The 17293-nt window shown below is 62.9% G+C and carries 17 protein-coding genes; 9 read left to right on the forward strand and 8 right to left on the reverse strand.

Annotation, left to right across the window (positions count from 1 at the left end):
- The first annotated feature begins 194 nt into the window (after positions 1-194).
- Positions 195-617, forward strand: coding sequence for a DoxX family protein (locus tag AC04SG_RS23365; RefSeq protein ID WP_488552969.1), 423 nt, complete (start codon positions 195-197; stop codon positions 615-617).
- Positions 618-758: 141 nt separating this feature from the next.
- Positions 759-1172: a DoxX family protein gene (locus tag AC04SG_RS23370; RefSeq protein ID WP_488552970.1), complete on the forward strand. Its 414-nt coding sequence runs from the start codon at positions 759-761 to the stop codon at positions 1170-1172.
- Between the two features lie 11 nt (positions 1173-1183).
- Here AC04SG_RS23370 and ppx read toward each other — a convergent pair whose 3' ends face one another.
- On the reverse strand, positions 1184-2716 hold the full coding sequence (gene ppx, locus AC04SG_RS23375) for an exopolyphosphatase (protein ID WP_488552971.1): 1533 nt from the start codon (positions 2714-2716) through the stop codon (positions 1184-1186).
- Positions 2716-4917 carry an RNA degradosome polyphosphate kinase gene (locus tag AC04SG_RS23380; protein WP_488552972.1) on the reverse strand — a complete coding sequence of 734 codons (2202 nt, stop codon included), beginning with the start codon at positions 4915-4917 and terminating at the stop codon, positions 2716-2718. The genes ppx and AC04SG_RS23380 overlap by 1 nt, the downstream gene beginning before the upstream one ends.
- A 237-nt stretch (positions 4918-5154) precedes the next feature.
- Here AC04SG_RS23380 and AC04SG_RS23385 point away from each other — a divergent pair, with 237 nt between their 5' ends.
- On the forward strand, positions 5155-5400 hold the full coding sequence (locus AC04SG_RS23385; RefSeq protein WP_112562390.1) for a zinc-finger domain-containing protein: 246 nt from the start codon (positions 5155-5157) through the stop codon (positions 5398-5400).
- A gap of 19 nt (positions 5401-5419) precedes the next feature.
- Positions 5420-6643 (forward strand): FAD-dependent monooxygenase, encoded by a 1224-nt coding sequence (locus AC04SG_RS23390; protein ID WP_488552973.1) that lies wholly within the window; start codon positions 5420-5422, stop codon positions 6641-6643.
- 28 nt (positions 6644-6671) lie between these two features.
- Here the strand turns inward: AC04SG_RS23390 and AC04SG_RS23395 are convergent, their stop codons facing one another.
- From AC04SG_RS23395 to AC04SG_RS23415, 5 genes are all read right to left on the reverse strand, one after another.
- Positions 6672-7337, reverse strand: a complete 666-nt coding sequence (locus tag AC04SG_RS23395; RefSeq protein WP_488552974.1) for a TIGR02117 family protein — start codon at positions 7335-7337, stop codon at positions 6672-6674.
- Positions 7338-7440: 103 nt separating this feature from the next.
- Positions 7441-8244 carry an amino acid ABC transporter ATP-binding protein gene (locus tag AC04SG_RS23400; protein WP_023671483.1) on the reverse strand — a complete coding sequence of 268 codons (804 nt, stop codon included), beginning with the start codon at positions 8242-8244 and terminating at the stop codon, positions 7441-7443.
- A 21-nt stretch (positions 8245-8265) separates the two neighbouring features.
- Positions 8266-9423 (reverse strand): amino acid ABC transporter permease, encoded by a 1158-nt coding sequence (locus AC04SG_RS23405; protein WP_488552975.1) that lies wholly within the window; start codon positions 9421-9423, stop codon positions 8266-8268.
- A 5-nt stretch (positions 9424-9428) separates the two neighbouring features.
- Positions 9429-10616: an amino acid ABC transporter permease gene (locus AC04SG_RS23410; protein ID WP_488552976.1), complete on the reverse strand. Its 1188-nt coding sequence runs from the start codon at positions 10614-10616 to the stop codon at positions 9429-9431.
- 63 nt (positions 10617-10679) lie between these two features.
- Positions 10680-11708, reverse strand: a complete 1029-nt coding sequence (locus AC04SG_RS23415; RefSeq protein WP_488552977.1) for an amino acid ABC transporter substrate-binding protein — start codon at positions 11706-11708, stop codon at positions 10680-10682.
- Positions 11709-12178: 470 nt separating this feature from the next.
- Between AC04SG_RS23415 and AC04SG_RS23420 the strand changes: the two genes are divergently transcribed.
- From AC04SG_RS23420 to AC04SG_RS23440, 5 genes are all read left to right on the forward strand, one after another.
- The gene (locus AC04SG_RS23420; protein WP_488552978.1) at positions 12179-13348 is read left to right on the forward strand and encodes a cystathionine beta-lyase; all 1170 of its coding nucleotides are present in this window, start codon (positions 12179-12181) and stop codon (positions 13346-13348) included.
- 225 nt (positions 13349-13573) lie between these two features.
- A complete protein-coding gene (locus tag AC04SG_RS23425) occupies positions 13574-14659 on the forward strand; it encodes an HPP family protein (RefSeq protein WP_488552979.1) in 1086 nt (361 codons plus the stop codon).
- Positions 14660-14746: 87 nt separating this feature from the next.
- On the forward strand, positions 14747-15415 hold the full coding sequence (locus AC04SG_RS23430) for an RNA polymerase sigma factor (protein WP_488552980.1): 669 nt from the start codon (positions 14747-14749) through the stop codon (positions 15413-15415).
- A gap of 107 nt (positions 15416-15522) precedes the next feature.
- Complete coding sequence (locus tag AC04SG_RS23435) at positions 15523-16047, forward strand: DUF4142 domain-containing protein (protein WP_488552981.1); 525 nt, start codon at positions 15523-15525, stop codon at positions 16045-16047.
- An 11-nt stretch (positions 16048-16058) separates the two neighbouring features.
- Positions 16059-16370, forward strand: a complete 312-nt coding sequence (locus AC04SG_RS23440; protein ID WP_488552982.1) for a cupredoxin domain-containing protein — start codon at positions 16059-16061, stop codon at positions 16368-16370.
- Here the strand turns inward: AC04SG_RS23440 and AC04SG_RS23445 are convergent.
- Positions 16346-17230: a crotonase/enoyl-CoA hydratase family protein gene (locus AC04SG_RS23445; RefSeq protein ID WP_488552983.1), complete on the reverse strand. Its 885-nt coding sequence runs from the start codon at positions 17228-17230 to the stop codon at positions 16346-16348. The two genes, AC04SG_RS23440 and AC04SG_RS23445, sit on opposite strands and share 25 nt — an antisense overlap.
- Positions 17231-17293: the final 63 nt, after the last annotated feature.

Here is a 17293-nt window from a genome sequence, read left to right on the forward strand (position 1 = left end):
ATTGCGTAGCCATCAGAGAATTTGACGGCGGGAAAAGTTACTGCCGTCAAAGGCTGATCCGACACGAATTTTGCGCCCTTCGTCCGATCACGGAAATGTAAGCTCTGTGAACAATGTGTCGCCGGTCTGGTGGCTTTGGTGAACAGTCGGCTTGGTCTATCTGACGGGGCATCAACCCTTTTCGGAGAGCCACCATGTCCATCAACACTTCCACTGCCGGCGCCAGCACCGCGTCCAACAGTTCCACCACCATCCTGCTCGGCCGCATCCTGCTTGCCGCCATCTTCCTGCTTTCCGGCTTCGGCAAGCTCACCGCCATTTCCGGCACCGCCGGCTACTTCGGCGCCATGGGTCTGCCGGTGCCGACCGTAACGGCCATTGTTGTCGGCCTGATCGAATTGCTCGGCGGCATTGCCATCCTCGTTGGTTTCCAGACCCGCATCGCTGCCTGGGTGCTCGCCATCTTCACCATCGCAACGGCTCTTGTGGCCCATACCGGCTGGGCCGACCAGAATCAGATGATCCATTTCCTGAAGAACGTCGCCATCACAGGCGGTTTCCTTCTGCTGGCTTCCTCTGGCCCGGGCGCCTACTCGATCGACGCCAAGCGCGGCTGAGCTTTTCCCCTCCCAAGCCTGAAAAAAGAGCGGCGCGGAATTTTCCGCGCCGCTTTTTCGTTATCTGTCTAAACGCGCCCGCGTCCCACCCCTGCTAGGATCGGTGGCAGAACAGCCGGCGGACAGACAACGGAGACGACCATGCCTCGCGACGCACTGCTCCTGCTTTCCCGGCTGCTGCTCGCCGCGCTGTTCATCCCGTCCGGTTACCATGCACTTGCCGACATTGCCGGCACATCAGGCTATTTCGCCGGCCTCGGCGTGCCGCTGCCGACGCTTGCCGCCTGGGGCACAGGGCTGTTCGAGCTGATCGCCGGGCTGTTGATCCTGGTCGGCTTTCAGACGCCGGTCGTGGCCCTGCTGCTTGCCGCCTTCTGCATCGTCGCGGGCACCATCGGCCATTACGGCCAGGGTGGCGACGATCCAATGCTCGCCTTCATGCACCAGCAGATGCTGATGAAGGACATTGCCATCGCCGGCGGGTTCCTGGCGCTGGCCATGGCTGGTGCAGGCGCCTGGTCGATCGATGGGCGGATCGCTGCGGGCCGCGGCTGAGCGCGTCTGGACTACTTCACTGACACGCTCTGCCCGCCTTCAACCGCCAGCACCAGCCGGCGGTTGGTGATCCGCGCCAGTTGCGCCAGACGGCCGGCCGGGCGCTCGCCGTAGAGGTCCGAGAGCGAAGCCGGCAGCACCAGCGCCAGCGTGCCATTGCCGCGGTTTTCCCATGTCAGTCTTGGCATGACGCCGGGCATGGCCGCGGTCAGCAGATAGACGACGCGCAGCACCGCCGCCAGGATGCGGGCGCGCTCGAGATAGCGCGGCGTCGCCAGCCCACGAATTTCCGGCGCGGCATCGTTGAACACACCCTCATGGCGGAACAGGCTGACCAGCGCCAGGAAGGCACGGCCGGGATGGTCGACGCCGATGAAGGAGGCGTGGGCGATGATGTTGAGCGACTGCTTGCCGCGATATTCCGGGTGTGCGCGCCAGCCTATATCGGCCAGCAGACAGGCGGCATGGCGATAGCGCGCCTCATCCTCCGTCTCGTCGATGCCGAAGGCGGCAAAGGTCTTGCCCGTCCATTCGACAAGCTCATGCGCATGGGTGACGGAACGCGAGCGCAGCCGGGCCAGTTCCTCCGAGGCGGAGACCAGCGGATCGGCCTTCTGCTCGGCCTGGTCGAGCAACGAATAAAGGAACCCTTCGCGCACGCCAAGCGCCGAGACGATGATCTTCGACGGCTGCATCGCCGCCATGATCTCCTGCAGCACGACCGCGCCATAGGGCAGCAGCGAGCGGCGATTCTTGGAGACGCCTTCGATACCGCGGACCTTCTCGATCTCGGGCCGCGCCACCTGCTTGAGGAAACTCAAAGCACTTTCGGTCGATATCTCATAATGGTGCATGACGCCGAGCGGATAGTTGCTCATTTCCATGTGCAACCGGGCGAGGTTTCGCCAGGTGCCGCCGACGGTATAGAAGGGCCTGCCCTGCCCGCCCTTCAGAAGCTTGGCCCGCGCCAGTTGCTCGCGCGTGATCTTGGCCGCCTGGGCGAGCGAATTCTTCGCCATGTCCTGCAGCCGCAGGCCGCCCAGCGGCAGCGTGATGCCGTCGCCGATCGCCTCGCCATTGATGTCGATGAGCTCCAGGCTGCCGCCGCCAAGGTCGCCGGCAATGCCGTTGGCCGGGTGGAAGCCGGAGATGACGCCGAGCGCCGAATAATGCGCCTCCTCCCGGCCGGTCAGCACGCGGATCTCGGTCTTGAGCACATCCTCGGCGCGGTGGATGAAATCGGGGCCGTTGATCGCCTCGCGGGCAGCGGCGGTCGCCAGCACATACATGTGCTCGGCACCGGCCTGGTTGGACAGCGCGCGGAAGCGGCGAAACTCTTCCATCGAGCGGGTCACGCCCTCGGGATCGAGCTTGCCGGTCGACACAATGCCGCGACCGAGGCCGGCCAGCATCTTTTCGTTGAACAGCAGGGTCGGCGAGCGCGCCAGCCCTTCATAGATGACAAGGCGGATCGAGTTCGAGCCGATGTCGATGATGGACAGCGGTCGGCGATCCTGTAGCCGGCCCTGGGAAGTTGAAATCATCAGCCGGACGCTGCAGCGTTTTTCTTGCGGCGCTTGAACTGCGCGATGCGCTTGGGCGCATGCGACTTCAGCGCATCGCCCCGTCCGGACAGGCTGGGATTGGTCATGAAATATTCCTGCGCGTTGAACGGTTCCTCACCCTCCTCCAGCGCCACGCGCCGGGAGGTTCCGTCAGCCAATACGTCGAAACTTTGCTGGTTGTCCATGATGTTGCCCAGCATGATCTGGCCAAGTATCTGTTCATGCACAGTTGGATTGGTGATCGGCACCATGGTCTCGACGCGGCGGTCGAGATTGCGCGGCATCAGGTCGGCCGAGGAGATGTAGACGATCGCCTCGTCCGAGGGCAGGCCATGGCCGTTGCCGAAGCAGTAGATGCGGCTGTGTTCGAGGAAGCGGCCGACGATCGACTTGACCCTGATGTTTTCCGACAGGCCCGGCACCTGCGGCCTAAGGCAGCAAATGCCGCGCACGACGAGGTCGATCTCGACGCCGGCGCGGCTGGCGTCATAGAGCGCGTCGATGATGTTCGGATCGACGAGCGCGTTCATCTTCATCCAGATGCGCGCCGGCCGGCCGGCCAGCGCATGGCCGATCTCGTCGGTGACGTGCTTCAGGATGCGGCTGCGCAGGGTAAACGGCGAGATGGCGATCCGCATCTCATCGGTCGGCTCGGCATAGCCGGTGATGAAGTTGAAGAGCTGCGCGACATCGCGCGCAATCGTCGGATCGGTGGTGAAGAAGGACAGGTCGGTGTAGATGCGCGCGGTGACCGGATGGTAATTGCCGGTGCCCAGATGCACATAGTTGCGCAGCTTGCCGTCCTCGCGCCGCACCACCAGCGACATTTTCGCATGGGTCTTCAACTCGAGGAAGCCGAACACGACCTGGACGCCGGCGCGCTCGAGGTCGCGCGCCCAGCGGATGTTGGCTTCCTCGTCGAAGCGCGCCTTGAGCTCGACCAGAGCGGTCACCGACTTGCCGGCCTCGGCCGCATCGACCAGGGCGCGCACGATCGGGCTGTCGTTGGAGGTGCGATAGAGTGTCTGCTTGATTGCCACCACTTCCGGGTCGGCCATCGCCTGGCGCAGGAACTGCACCACCACGTCGAAGGATTCGTAGGGGTGGTGGACGACGATGTCCTTCTCGCGGATGGCCGCGAAACAATCGCCGCCATGTTCGCGGATTCGCTCGGGAAAGCGCGGATTGTAGGGCCTGAATTTGAGATCGTCGCGCGGCACGGAGACGATCTCCGAAATCTGGCTGAGCGCCAGCGGGCCGGTCAGAACGCTGATGCGGCTCGAAGAGACGCCAAGCTCGCCGGCAACGAACTCGCGCAATTCGCCGGGCATCGACTTGTCGAATTCGATGCGGATGACCGAACCGCGGCGGCGGCGCTTCAGCGCCGTCTCGAACAGGCGCACGAGATCTTCCGACTCCTCCTCGACCTCGATATCGCTGTCCCGGATGATGCGGAAGGTGCCGGAGCCCTTGACCTCGTAGCCGGGGAACAGCTTGCCGATATAGAGACCGACCGCCTCCTCGAGCGGAATGAAGCGAACATGCTGCTTGCGGTCGGGCAGACGGATGAAGCGCTTCAGCGCCACCGGCAGGCGCAGAAGCGCACTCATCTCCTCGCCATTCTTGCGATGGCGCAATTGCAGCGCCATGGAGAAGCCGAGGTTGGGAATGAACGGAAACGGATGCGCCGGGTCGATCGACAGCGGGGTCAGCACCGGGAAGACCTGATCCTGGAAATGATCTTCCAGCCAGACCTTCTCATCCTTGGTCAGTGCATCGCGGGTGATGCTCTCAATACCTTCCTTGTTGAGCAGCAGCATCAGCGCCGACAGGCTGTTCTGCTGGTCCTCCTGCAGCCGCTCGACCTCGCGCAAAAGCTGTTCGAGCTGCTGCTCGGGCGTGCGCCCGTCGGGGCTCTTGAGCGCGATGCCTTCGCGCACCTGGCCGGCAAGACCGGCGACGCGGACCATGAAGAATTCATCGAGATTGGCGGCCGAGATCGACAGGAAACGGACCCGTTCGAGCAGCGGGTGGTGTTCGTTCTGCGATTCCTCGAGAACGCGCCGGTTGAACTGCAGCCAGGAGAATTCGCGGTTGACGAAGCGGTCGGGATTGCCGCCCTCGGGGCTTGCCACCTCGACATTGATGAATTCGCTCTGCACCGGCTTCAGTTCATTCATGGTTTCCTGCCCGCAACCGTTCCTTTTGGAGCGCCGCACATGCCGGAATGGTCATGGACGCTCTAACATGCCTTTGTGACGCGTGATCCGTCGCGGAATCGCTCGGCTTCCGGGGTCATGCGCTTAACCGGCTCAACTTATCCTCTGCCAGCCTTTTGCGACAGTTTCATTTCATCGATCTTGCAAAGAGAGCTGTTATGATCCAGATGCAGACGAGACTGCGTTAAGGAGACGACGATGGCAGGCGGTTCCATTCCCCATTTCCAGAACGATGCCGGCCATCCGGCGATCGACATCGGTGTCAGGGAATTCATGTGCACCGGCGCCAACCCGCCCTTCGATCATCCGCATGTCTTCCTCGACATGGGCGACGACAATGAAAAGGTCTGCCCCTATTGCTCGACGCTCTATCGCTATTCGGCGAAGCTGAAGGCGACGGAAACGGTGCCGGCCGGCTGCATTTACATCGACCAGGCCGCCTGATCCTGTCGCGGCAAGCCCGATGGAAGACATCAGGTCCCGGCAGGTCATAATCGCCGGGGCCGGCGTCGCCGGGTTGACGGCTGCCCTTGCCTTTGCCGAACGCGGATATGCGGTAAGGCTGTTCGAACAGGCGTCGCGCCTCGAAGCCGCCGGCGCCGGCATCCAGCTTTCGCCCAACGCAACACGCATTCTTCGAAAGCTCGCCGTGCTTGAGCGCCTGCTGCCGGCGGCCTTGCGACCGGAAGCGGTGGTGCTCAAGGATGCCGGGACGCTGCGCGAACTGGCGCGGGTGCCACTTGGGCAAGCCGCCGAAGCGCGCTGGCAGGCGCCCTATCTCGTCGCCCACCGCGCTGATCTGCAGGCGGCACTGCTGGCGCAGGTGGCTGAGCGGCCGGGAATTGAGCTTGTCACGGGTGCACGCGTCAACAGCATCACCGTCAATGCGTCAGATGTTGCCGTGACCGCCGAAGCGGATGGCCGCGCGATCGAGGCAAGCGGCCGGCTCCTGGTCGGCGCCGACGGTGTCTGGTCGTCGGTCCGGGCGCAACTCGCAGGCTTCGGCAAAAGCCGTTTTTCGGGTGAACTCGCCTGGCGGGCAACGGTCGCGGTTGAGAGCGCCGCCGGCGAAGCCTTTGCCGCCATCGGCGCCGCCGATTGTGTCACCACGTTCCTGCATCCCGGCTTCCACATGGTCGCCTATCCCGTCAGCAACGGCCGCGCCTTCAATCTCGCCGCCTTCACCAAGGGCGAGCGCATAGCCGAAGGCTGGTCGGGACATGCCGACCCAGCTGTTCTCGACGGCGCCACGCGCGGCACAGCGCCGGACCTCGCCAGGCTTGTGGCGCTGGCCGGTCCCTGGACGGCCTTTCCGATCCATACGGTCGAACAAACGCGGTGGACGACCTCGCAAGGCATTGCCCTGATCGGCGACGCCGCGCATGCGATGACGCCGTTTGCGGCGCAAGGCGCGGCCATGGCGATCGAAGATGCCGTGACGCTGGCTGACGTCATTGCCGATTTCCCTGTCGATCCGGCGAGGAGTCTTCAGATCTGGGAAAACCTGCGGCGGCCACGGGTTGCCAAGGCAGCGCGTCGCGGCGCTGTCAACCGGTTGGCTTGGCATGCCGCCGGCCCGGTGGCTGTCGCCCGCAATCTCTTCCTGGCCATGCGCTCGCCCGACAAGCTCGCGGCCGATCTCGACTGGCTCTATGGCTGGGAGCCGCAGAAAATCATCAGGCGCTAGACGTCGCCGGGATGCCTACCGTTCTCAGCTAGTTGTAAAGCCGCATCGACAGGCGGAGCGAGGCCGGCAGCGGGTTCCACCAGCCGGTGCGCAGACCGGCGGTGCGCAGGCCCGCCGCTGTCCAGGTGTTGCAACCGACCAGCGCATTGAAATGGCCGTTCGCCTCGAAGAAGCGGTCGAAGCGGGAATAGGCCGCATTCTCGATGACGAGCGGACCGTTCGGCCCTTGCTGGAAGCTCGCTTCGATATAATCGAGCAATGCTGCAAAACGCTGCTCATCGATGTCGAAGCCGGTGACGTCAGGATGCGGCTCGGCAACGGCGCCGGCGATATCGACATGCATGGCCGAGGCGTCCAGCGTCAGCGCCTTGAGCACCGGCACCGCTTTCAGCTCAGACGAGGTCGGTGTCTCCAGATAGAAGGCGCGGCCACCCCAGCCAAATACGATGTAGCGCACCTTGGGAGCATCCACGGCGATGCCGGCATCGACCAGGAAATGGAAGCGTTGGCGTACGGCATCATCGACCGGAATGGCGATGTCGGTGTGGATCGGATTCTTCAGCACAAGAATGTGGCGCGTGCCCTCACCCGCCGCCGATGCCGGCCAGAGCGGGCGCGGCACCAAAGTACCGAGCGTTGCGGCAAGCGCGACCGCAACAACCAGCATGGCCAGGAAACGCAGAGCTCTTCTCATGCGGCGGCGGCTTTGCGGTCTCCCGACGTCATCGTCCGGTCCCAAAATAGCAAAAAAGCCCGACCGCATTGCGGCCGGGCTCTTCTGGCTTGCATGAAAATGCTCAGTGCAGGATCTGCGACAGGAAGAGTTTGGTGCGCTCATGGCGCGGATGGTCGAAGAACTCGGCCGGCGTGTTCTGTTCGACGATCTGGCCCTGATCCATGAAGATCACCCGGTTGGCGACCTTGCGGGCAAAGCCCATTTCGTGGGTGACGCACAGCATGGTCATGCCTTCTTCGGCCAGGCCCACCATCGTCTCCAGCACTTCCTTGATCATTTCAGGGTCGAGCGCCGAGGTCGGCTCGTCGAACAGCATGATGCGCGGGTTCATGCACAGCGAGCGGGCAATCGCCACGCGCTGCTGCTGACCGCCGGACAACTGGCCCGGATATTTGTTGGCCTGTTCCGGGATTTTCACGCGCTTGAGGAAGTGCATGGCGATTTCCTCGGCCTGCTTCTTCGGCGTCTTGCGCACCCAGATCGGCGCCAGCGTGCAGTTCTCCAGGATGGTCAGATGCGGGAACAGGTTGAAGTGCTGGAACACCATGCCGACCTCACGGCGCACCTCGTCGATCTTTTTGAGATCGTTGGTGAGTTCCTTGCCATCGACGATGATCTTGCCCTTCTGGTGCTCTTCCAGCCGGTTGATGCAGCGGATCATGGTCGACTTGCCGGAACCCGAAGGACCGCAGATGACGATGCGCTCGCCGCGCATCACCTTGAGATTGATGTCCTTCAACACGTGGAACTCGCCATACCATTTGTGCATGCCGATGATGTCGATGGCAACATCGGTGGTCGAGATGTGCATCTTCTTGGCATCGACCTTGATCTCTTCGGCGCTGACGGCGTTTTCTATGACCATGGCAGGTTCCCCTTTTTGTTCTTAGCGTTTGTGGCCGGTGTCGAGCCGGCGTTCTGTGTACATCGAATAGCGCGACATGCCGAAGCAGAACAGCCAGAAGACGAAGGCTGCAAAGATCAGGCCGGACTTGGTGGTCTGCGGCGTCGCCCAGCTGGGGTCGGAGAAGTTCTGCTTGACGACACCAAGCAGGTCGAACATCGAGATAATGATGACCAGGCTGGTGTCCTTGAACATGCCGATGAAGGTGTTGACGATGCCGGGAATGACCAGCTTCAGCGCTTGCGGCAGTACGATCAGCGTCATCTTCTGCCAGTAACCGAGGCCCAGCGAATCCGCGCCCTCATACTGACCCTTGGGGATCGCCTGCAGGCCACCGCGCACCACTTCGGCCATGTAGGCGGCGGCAAACAGCGAAACGCCGATCAACGCCCTGAGATACTTGTCGAAGGAAACGCCGGCGGGCAGGAACAGCGGCAGCATGACGCTGGCAAAGAACAGAACCGTGATCAGCGGGATGCCGCGAACGAATTCGATGAAGACCACGCACAGCGTCTTGACGATCGGCATCTTGGAGCGCCGCCCGAGCGCCAGCACGATGCCCATCGGCAGCGACACGGCGATGCCGACGAAAGACAAGCTCAGCGTCACCAGCAGGCCGCCCCACAGCTGTGTTTCGACATGCGGCAGGCCGAACATGCCGCCGACCAGCAGCACGAAGGCAACGATCGGCAGCACCAGGAAGAGCAGGATGGCGTTCAGCCCTTTGCGCGGCACGCGCGGGATCAGCAGCGGCACCAGCAGCACCACGAACAGGATGGCGACCAGGATCGGCCGCCACCGCTCTTCTATCGGATAGCGGCCGAGCATGAATTGGCCGAACTTGGCGTTGACGAAGGCCCAGCAGGCGCCGGACCAGCCGTCGGGCTGAATGCCGCCCTGCGCCGCCGTGGCGCATACCGTGCGATCCGGCCCCACCCACTGGGCGCTGATAAAGGCCCAGTTGATGATGGGCGGCAGGATCATCACCACCAGTGCGATACCAAGGACGGTCAGGATGACGTCGCCCACCGAGCCGACCAGGTTCTTGCGAACCCAGGCCATAGGCCCCCGCACTCCGGCCGGCGCTTGTTGCGCCAGTGCCATTTCGGTCCGCACCCAGGCGGTATCATGTTCCTGCATGGCCGTTACCTCTCCACCAGCGCCATTCTGGCGTTGACCACGTTCATGACTGCCGAGGTCACCAGGCTGATGACGAGATAGACGACCATCATGATCAGCACGCCCTCGACCGCCTGGCCGGTCTGGTTCAGCACCGTGCCGGCTGTCGCGGTCAGGTCGGGATAGCCGATGGCGATGGCCAGCGACGAATTCTTGGTCAGGTTGAGATACTGGCTGGTCAGCGGCGGGATGACGATGCGCATGGCTTGCGGAACGACGACAAGCCGCAGGATCGATCCCGGCCGCAGCCCCAGCGCTCCTGCCGCCTCGGTCTGGCCCTTGCTGACGCCGAGAATGCCGGCGCGCACGATCTCGGCGATGAAGGAGGCCGTGTAACAGGACAGTGCCAGATAGAGCGACAAGAACTCCGGCTTGACCTGGAAGCCGCCGGTCAGGTTGAAGGTCGATTGCTTCGGAAAATCAAAGGTCAGCGGAAAACCGCTCAGCACGTAGGCGAGCACTGGCAGGCCGACGATCAGCGCTAGCGAGGTCCAGAACACGGGAAACTGCTGACCGGTCGCCATCTGTCGCTGACGCGCCGTGCGGGCGACGAACCACGCCAAGGCGAGGCCGACAAGGAAGGCGACCAGGATCAGCCAGGAGCCGTCGCCCCAGACAGCGCGTGGAAAATAGAAGCCGCGCTGATTGAGAAAAGAACCGAACGGCAGGTTGATGCTTTCGCGTACCACGGGCAAGACCGCCAGCACGCCCGAGTACCAAAAGAAGATCACCAGCAGTGGCGGGATGTTGCGGAAGACCTCGACATAGACCGTGCAGATCTTGCGGATCAGCCAGTTGTGCGACAAGCGGCCGATGCCGATGACGAAGCCGATGATGGTCGCGGTGATGATACCGGCACCGGCAACGATGAGGGTGTTGATCAGCCCGACAACAATAGCACGCCCATAAGTGCTGTCCGAGCTGTAGGCGATGGCGCTTTCCGAGATGTCGAAGCCGGCACGGCTTTTCAGGAAGCCGAAACCGGAAGCAATGTGCAGGCGCTGCAGATTCTCGATGACATTGTGGACGATCCACCAGACGCCCGCCACCAGCAAGATGACAACCACCGCCTGGAAGAAAACCCCGCGGACTTTTGGATCGTTGATGAAGGAACCTCGGCTCGGTTCCTCGCGAAGAATTTCCTGCGACGCCATTGGACCCATCCCTGGAAAGAGAAACCGGAAGGCAGACGATCTGCCTTCCGGATCACATTTCGATCAGCGGATCGGTGGCGCGTATTGCAGGCCTCCCTTGGTCCACAGCGCATTGATGCCGCGCGCGATCTTCAGCGGGCTGCCGGTGCCGACATTGCGCTCGAACATCTCACCGTAATTGCCGACCGCCTTGACGATGTTGACGACCCAGTCATTGCTCACGCCGAGATCGGTGCCGATCTTGGTTTCGGGTTCCTGACCGAGCACGCGCTTGATCTCCGGGTTGTCCGAGTTCTTCATCTCTTCGACATTGGCCTGGGTGATGCCCAGTTCCTCGGCCTGCAACAGCGCAAAGTAGGTCCACTTGACGATGTGGTACCACTGGTCGTCACCCTGGCGCACGGCCGGGCCGAGCGGTTCCTTGGAGATGATCTCGGGCAGCACGACATGGTCGGCCGGCGCGCTGAGCGTCAGGCGGATGCCGTAGAGACCCGACTGGTCGGTGGTGTAGACGTCGCAGCGGCCGGCGTCATAGGCGGCGTTGACCTCGTCGAGCTTTTCGAAGACGACCGGGTTGTACTCCATCTTGTTCGCCTTGAAGTAGTCGGCGAGGTTGAGTTCGGTCGTCGTGCCGCTCTGCACACAGACCGCCGCACCTGAAAGCTGCAGCGCCGAATTGACGCCCGGCAGTTTCTTGGCGTTGATCATGAACCCCTGACCGTCATAGTAGGTGACGCCGACGAAGTTCAGGCCAAGTGCGGTGTCACGATTGATGGTCCAGGTGGTGTTGCGCGACAGGATGTCGACTTCGCCGGACTGCAGCGCGGTGAAGCGCTCCTTGGCGCTGAGCGGGGTGAACTTGACCTTGGTGCCGTCACCGAAGACGGCGGCCGCGACAGCGCGGCAGAAATCCACATCGATGCCCTTCCATTCACCCTTGTCGTCAGGCGCGGCGAAGCCGGCAAGACCGGTGTTGGTGCCGCACTGGATGAAGCCTTTCGCCTTGACGTCATCGAGCGTGCTCGCCGACGCGGCCGAAGCCATAAACCCGAGCGCAGCGGCTCCAAGGATGCCAATTGCAATGTGTCTCATAACCCACAGACCCTTTTCTGTTTTCAGGTAAACCCTGATCCTCAGGCAAATCCTGATCTTTTTCCCGTGTGAACCCGGCTCCCATCCGGTGCATTCCGGAACCCCGCGTCGTAACCGACGCCCGGCCCCTCCCATTCACGAACTGCATCGAAGGCGATTATTCCTGTGAGGTCAAGGGAAATGACCGATTCACGACAGCTTTGAAAACCAATTGCCGCGAATGCCTGAAATGCACACAAGAGCACCAGGAAATCGGCAACCCGTGCAAACAAATCAGTCAAAGAAGCAGCCGCACAAGTCCATAGCTCGCGGCAGACTCCGCCCTCACTATAGCGATGCTTTGTTGGAGGCGTGAACCGCGATGGATTGGCCCATGTAAACCCCACCGCTTGGCGGGTCCACGGCTGTTGCGCGGGCTTTGCCACCGCTTTATGGCTGATCTCCTGACATCCTTTGACAGGCGGCGAACCATGGCGACAGACGGCAGCGAACTGGGCATCAACACGCGGCTTGCCCATTCCGGCAACAACCCGCACGACTATTTCGGCTTCGTCAATCCGCCGGTCGTGCATGCCTCGACCGTGCTCTACCCCAATGCCGCGACGATGGCCGCGCGCAGCCAGAAATACACCTACGGCACGCGCGGTACGCCGACCACCGACGCGCTGGCGCATGCGATCGACGCTCTGGAAGGCTCGGCCGGCACGATAATCGTGCCGTCGGGCCTGGCGGCGGTGACCATTCCGCTGCTGGCTTTCCTGTCGGCGGGCGATCACGTTTTGATCGTCGATTCCGTCTATCATCCGACCCGCAATTTCGCCGACACGATGCTGAAGCGGCTGGGCGTCGAGGTAGAGTATTACGACCCGCATGCCGGCGCCGGCATCGCCGGGCTGATCAAGCCCAACACCAAGGTCGTGTTCACGGAATCGCCGGCCTCAAACACTTTCGAGGTGCAGGACGTCCCGGCCATCGTCAAGGCGGCGCATGCGGCCGGCGCCATCGTCATGATGGACAACACCTGGGCGACGCCGCTCTATTTCCGCCCGCTCGACCACGGCGTCGATATCTCGATCCATGCGGCGACGAAATATCCCGCCGGCCATTCCGATGTGCTGCTGGGAACGGTGTCGGCCAATGCGGACTGCTGGAAGCAGCTTTGCGAGACGTTCTACACAATGGGCTGCTGCGCCGGCCCCGACGACGTCTACCAGGTGCTGCGCGGCCTGCGCACGATGGGCGTGCGGCTGGATCGCCATCAAAAGAGCGCGCTTGCCATCGCCGCCTGGCTGGAAGGGCAGCCCGGCGTGGCACGCGTGCTGCACCCGGCGCTGCCCAGCCATCCCGACCATGCCGTGTGGAAGCGCGATTTTTCCGGCTCGAGCGGCATCTTTTCCATTGTGCTCAAGGGCGGCGGCCAGAAACAGCAGCACGCCTTCCTCGATGCGCTGAAGATTTTCGGCCTCGGCTATTCCTGGGGCGGCTATGAAAGCCTTGCCGTGCCGGTCTTCCTCGGCGACCGCGTCGTCGCCAAAGGTCCGTATGACGGCCCGCTCATCCGCCTGCAGATCGGGCTCGAGGATGTCGAGGACCTCAGGGCCGACATCCTGCGCGGACTGGCCGCTGCCGCGGCGGCATGAACCGCAACCTGCCAAGCCGAATCCGCAAACCGGCCCAAAGGCCTGAAAAGACTGGCTGGGAAGCGTTGTGAGACGCCCGATGTCGCAAAGCCGCTCATTGCTCAGCCGTGCGCAATGTTATTTCCCCAGTATGCGGTTTTTCGGATTGGATTGACTTTCAAAGCGGGCAGTCAGCTCGCATTGCAAGCGCTTCGAGCCGCAAATTCCAGCCAGACTGAGCTTGCCATGGCCTTTCGTCTCTTTGTCCCCATTCTCGCCGGCGCGACGCTGCGTGAGCGCCTCATCGCCTGTATCGGCGCGATGGTCGGCATTGCGCTGACCGGGGCGATCGGCGCGCTGGTGCTCGGCAACGGCCCGCATGTGCCGCTGCTGGTGGCGCCAATGGGCGCGTCGGCGGTGTTGCTGTTTGCGGTGCCTGCGAGCCCGCTGGCGCAGCCATGGTCGATCATCGGCGGCAACACCATATCCGCGCTGATCGGCGTGATCGTTACGCATTTCGTGCACGAGCCGACTCTCGCCACGGGCATGGCCGTGGCGCTGGCGATCGCCGCCATGTCGTTCACGCGCTGCCTGCATCCGCCGGGCGGGGCCGCCGCGTTGACTGCCGTCCTCGGCGGACCGGCGGTGACCAGCGCCGGCTTCCTGTTTCCCTTCGTGCCGGTGGCGCTGAATTCCATCATTCTGGTCGCACTCGGCTATGCTTTCCACAGGCTGTCGCGACGCAGCTACCCGCACCGGCCCGCCCCTGCCACCAACAGCCATGGAACGGCAGATCCGCCGGCCGTGCAGCGCGTCGGCTTCCGGCCCGAGGATATCGATGCCGCGCTTGGTGCATTGGACGAGACTTTCGATATCGATCGCAGCGATCTCGAATTGCTGCTGCGCCAGGTCGAACTGCAGGCCATGGTTCGCTCGCACCGAACGTTGCTGTGCGCCGACATTATGTCCCGCGACGTGGTGTCGGTGCCTGAGCACGCCTCGCCCGATCAAGCGCGACAGCAACTCCTCGACCACAACATCCGCACCTTGCCGGTGGTCGACGCGGAGGTAAGGCTGGTTGGCGCCGTCGGCCTGCGCGAGCTGACACGAGCTACCGAAACGGTAAAAGGCGTGATGTCGAACGCCGGCACCGCCTCCCCCGACACACCGGCAATGAGCCTGCTTCCCGTGCTCACCGACGGGCGCAGCCATGCAGTGGTGATCATTGACAGCGAGCGCCGCATCCTCGGCCTGATCACACAGACCGATCTCCTGGCGGCAGCCGCCCGGATACAGACGGCAGACAGGGCGCGGCCAGAAGCTGTAGGATAGATCGCTCCAGGTGCAGAAAGGTCGGGAACCTTTTGTCTGCGGCAGCATCCAATGTCCCGATCAAGCGTCTGGCCAGGGAGAGCGGTCGTGACCAGGAAGTCAGCAATACACACTGTCGCGGTTTCCGCGCCCGGCGACGTGCTGCTTGTCCACCGCGCGATGGCGCACGAGGCGGATGCCTTCCGCGCCATCATCAAGACGCACAACCAGCGGCTTTACCGCATCGCGCGCGGCGTCGTGCGCAACGACAGCGAGGCCGAGGACATCGTCCAGGAGGCCTATGTCCGGGCCTTTGCCGCTCTGGCGACGTTTCGTGGCGATTCTTCCCTGGCGACCTGGCTGTCGCGCATCGTCATCAACGAAGCGCTCGGCCGCTTGCGCAAGAGGCGGCGTACCGTGGCGATGCCTGCGCAAATCATCCAGTTCCCCCTCAACCCAAGTGACGATCCGGAGCGGACGATGGCGCAGCGGCAGATTCTCAGGCTGGTCGAGCGAGCGACCGACAATCTTCCCGATGTCTATCGGACAGTCTTCATTGCCCGCGTTATCGAGGGCCTGAACATCGAGGAAACGGCTGATCTGCTTGGCGTGCGGCCCGAGACCGTCAAGACCAGATTGCACCGGGCGCGTGCCCTGGTGCGCAAGGCGCTGGATGACGAAATCGGCCCGGTGCTGCTTGATGCCTTTCCCTTCGCGGGCCGGCGTTGCGAGCGATTGACCGAAGCGGTCATGAAGCGGCTCGGCTTGCAGGGCTGATCTTCAGCCTTCACCGATTCCTAGGGAACGTTTCTTCCCCTCCCGCATCCAATACGCGTCAACCCAGATGAAGCCCGCCGCCTTAGCGGTCGGGCAAAGGAGATGCCATGTTTACTCGACACATAGCCGCGCTCGCCACCGTGCTGCTGATGGGCACGGCCCCGCTGGCGCAGGCTGCGGACAAGCCTACCGATCCGCAGATCGCCCATATAGCCTACACCGCAGGCACGATCGACATCGAGGCAGCCAAGTTGGCTATCAAGACGTCAAAGACCAAGGAGGTTGTCGATTTCGCCAAGGACATGGAGCGCGACCACGAGGCAGTCAACAAACAGGCGCTCGACCTGGTCAAGAAGCTCAAGGTGACACCGGAAGACAACGCCACCAGTCAGGCGCTGAGCGCGGCAGCGAAAGAGGAGCGCGCCAAGCTCGCCAAGCTCGAAGGTGCCGCCTTCGACAAGGCCTATATCGAAAACGAGGTCGCCTACCACAAGCAGGTCAATGGCGCCCTTGAGACGCTTTTGATCCCCTCCACCAGCAACGCCGAGTTGAAGAGCCTGCTGGAGACCGGCCTGAAGATTTTCCAGGGCCATGAACAGCACGCCAAGCATGTTGCAGGCATGTTGAAGTAAGGACAAGTCCCATGTCGAAACGGCAGCTGTGGATTGCACTGGTGCTGGTCTTCGGGACCTCACCCGTGCAGGCCGAAACCATTGAGGTCACCATCGACAAGCTCGTCTTTTCGCCAGCCACCGTCGAGGCGAAGGTCGGCGACACGATCAAGTGGGTGAACAAGGACGTGTTCGCCCACACGGCTACCGTCAAGGGTGGCTGGGAAGTGATGATCCCGCCGAAGGCAACAGCGAGCCTGACCCTGCAGAAGGCGGAAGCGGTCGACTATTTCTGCCGCTTCCACCCCAACATGAAAGGTCATCTGGCGGTGACGGCGCCTTGATCCCGTTCTACAAGCCGGTCCTGCTGCGTGGACGCTCGCCTGGCTTCATCCAGCCGGGTGATGTGCGTCCACGAGCCGTTACAGCCCGGCTGGCGGCGTGCGATCCAGGCATCCAGCCCTTCGCGCAGATCAGCGGTCGGGGCCATGCGGGCGAACTGCTCGGCCTCGACCAGCAAACCCTCGGCTATGCTGTGGTTGAGGCCGCGCGCCACCGCGGTGAGGATCGCGGCAATTGCCGCCGGGGAGTGCGTGACGATGCGCCGGGCGAGATCGAGCGCGGCCGGCATCAGTTCCTCGTGCGGCACCACCTGGTTGACGAGGCCGAGTTCGAGGGCGCGCGGCGGCGGGAACCAATCGCCGGTCAACAGCAGTTCGAGCGCCCGCTTGCGCCCGGCCAGTCTCGGAAGCCGCTGCGTGCCACCGAAGGTGGGCGGCATTGCGAGGTTGATCTCAGGCTTGGCGAACAAGGCGCGGTCGCTGGCGATGGCGAGCGGCACGGCTTCGGTGATCTCGCAGCCGCCGCCAAAGGCGATGCCGTTGACGGCGGCTATGATAGGTTTGCGAAACGCTTCCAGCCTTGCCGTCAGCCGCTGTCCGCGCATGACGAAGTCGCGCAGCGCGACGTCGGCGCCGTTGGCCACGCTGCCCGAGAATTCATGGATGTCGCCGCCGGCGGAAAAGGCGCGCTCTCCTGCTCCGCTGAGGATGATGGCGCGGATGGCATCGTCGGTCTCGATCGCATCGAGGATCGCAAGCAGGCAATCGATCAGCGCATAGTTCAAGGCGTTGAGTTTTTCGGGGCGATTGAGTGTGAGGATGGCGATCCCGTTGCGGGCCTCAGCCAGCACAAGTTCGGTCATGTCTGTTCCCTTCCCTTCGTTTGTCGACCGAAGTGGATCAGGTTTTCGATTGCATGTATATTC

It is taken from the genome of Mesorhizobium sp. CNPSo 4684 (genome assembly GCF_057784315.1).

Coding starts and splice junctions, on each gene's coding strand:
- AC04SG_RS23400 (WP_023671483.1), bottom strand. CDS start 8,244: ATGGTCATAGAAAACGCCGTCAGCGCCGAAGAGATCAAGGTCGATGCC.
- AC04SG_RS23385 (WP_112562390.1), top strand. CDS start 5,155: ATGGCAGGCGGTTCCATTCCCCATTTCCAGAACGATGCCGGCCATCCG.
- AC04SG_RS23420 (WP_488552978.1), top strand. CDS start 12,179: ATGGCGACAGACGGCAGCGAACTGGGCATCAACACGCGGCTTGCCCAT.
- AC04SG_RS23415 (WP_488552977.1), bottom strand. CDS start 11,708: ATGAGACACATTGCAATTGGCATCCTTGGAGCCGCTGCGCTCGGGTTT.
- AC04SG_RS23365 (WP_488552969.1), top strand. CDS start 195: ATGTCCATCAACACTTCCACTGCCGGCGCCAGCACCGCGTCCAACAGT.
- AC04SG_RS23445 (WP_488552983.1), bottom strand. CDS start 17,230: ATGACCGAACTTGTGCTGGCTGAGGCCCGCAACGGGATCGCCATCCTC.
- AC04SG_RS23380 (WP_488552972.1), bottom strand. CDS start 4,917: ATGAATGAACTGAAGCCGGTGCAGAGCGAATTCATCAATGTCGAGGTG.
- AC04SG_RS23370 (WP_488552970.1), top strand. CDS start 759: ATGCCTCGCGACGCACTGCTCCTGCTTTCCCGGCTGCTGCTCGCCGCG.
- AC04SG_RS23390 (WP_488552973.1), top strand. CDS start 5,420: ATGGAAGACATCAGGTCCCGGCAGGTCATAATCGCCGGGGCCGGCGTC.
- AC04SG_RS23405 (WP_488552975.1), bottom strand. CDS start 9,423: ATGCAGGAACATGATACCGCCTGGGTGCGGACCGAAATGGCACTGGCG.
- AC04SG_RS23395 (WP_488552974.1), bottom strand. CDS start 7,337: ATGAGAAGAGCTCTGCGTTTCCTGGCCATGCTGGTTGTTGCGGTCGCG.
- ppx (WP_488552971.1), bottom strand. CDS start 2,716: ATGATTTCAACTTCCCAGGGCCGGCTACAGGATCGCCGACCGCTGTCC.
- AC04SG_RS23425 (WP_488552979.1), top strand. CDS start 13,574: ATGGCCTTTCGTCTCTTTGTCCCCATTCTCGCCGGCGCGACGCTGCGT.
- AC04SG_RS23410 (WP_488552976.1), bottom strand. CDS start 10,616: ATGGCGTCGCAGGAAATTCTTCGCGAGGAACCGAGCCGAGGTTCCTTC.
- AC04SG_RS23435 (WP_488552981.1), top strand. CDS start 15,523: ATGTTTACTCGACACATAGCCGCGCTCGCCACCGTGCTGCTGATGGGC.
- AC04SG_RS23440 (WP_488552982.1), top strand. CDS start 16,059: ATGTCGAAACGGCAGCTGTGGATTGCACTGGTGCTGGTCTTCGGGACC.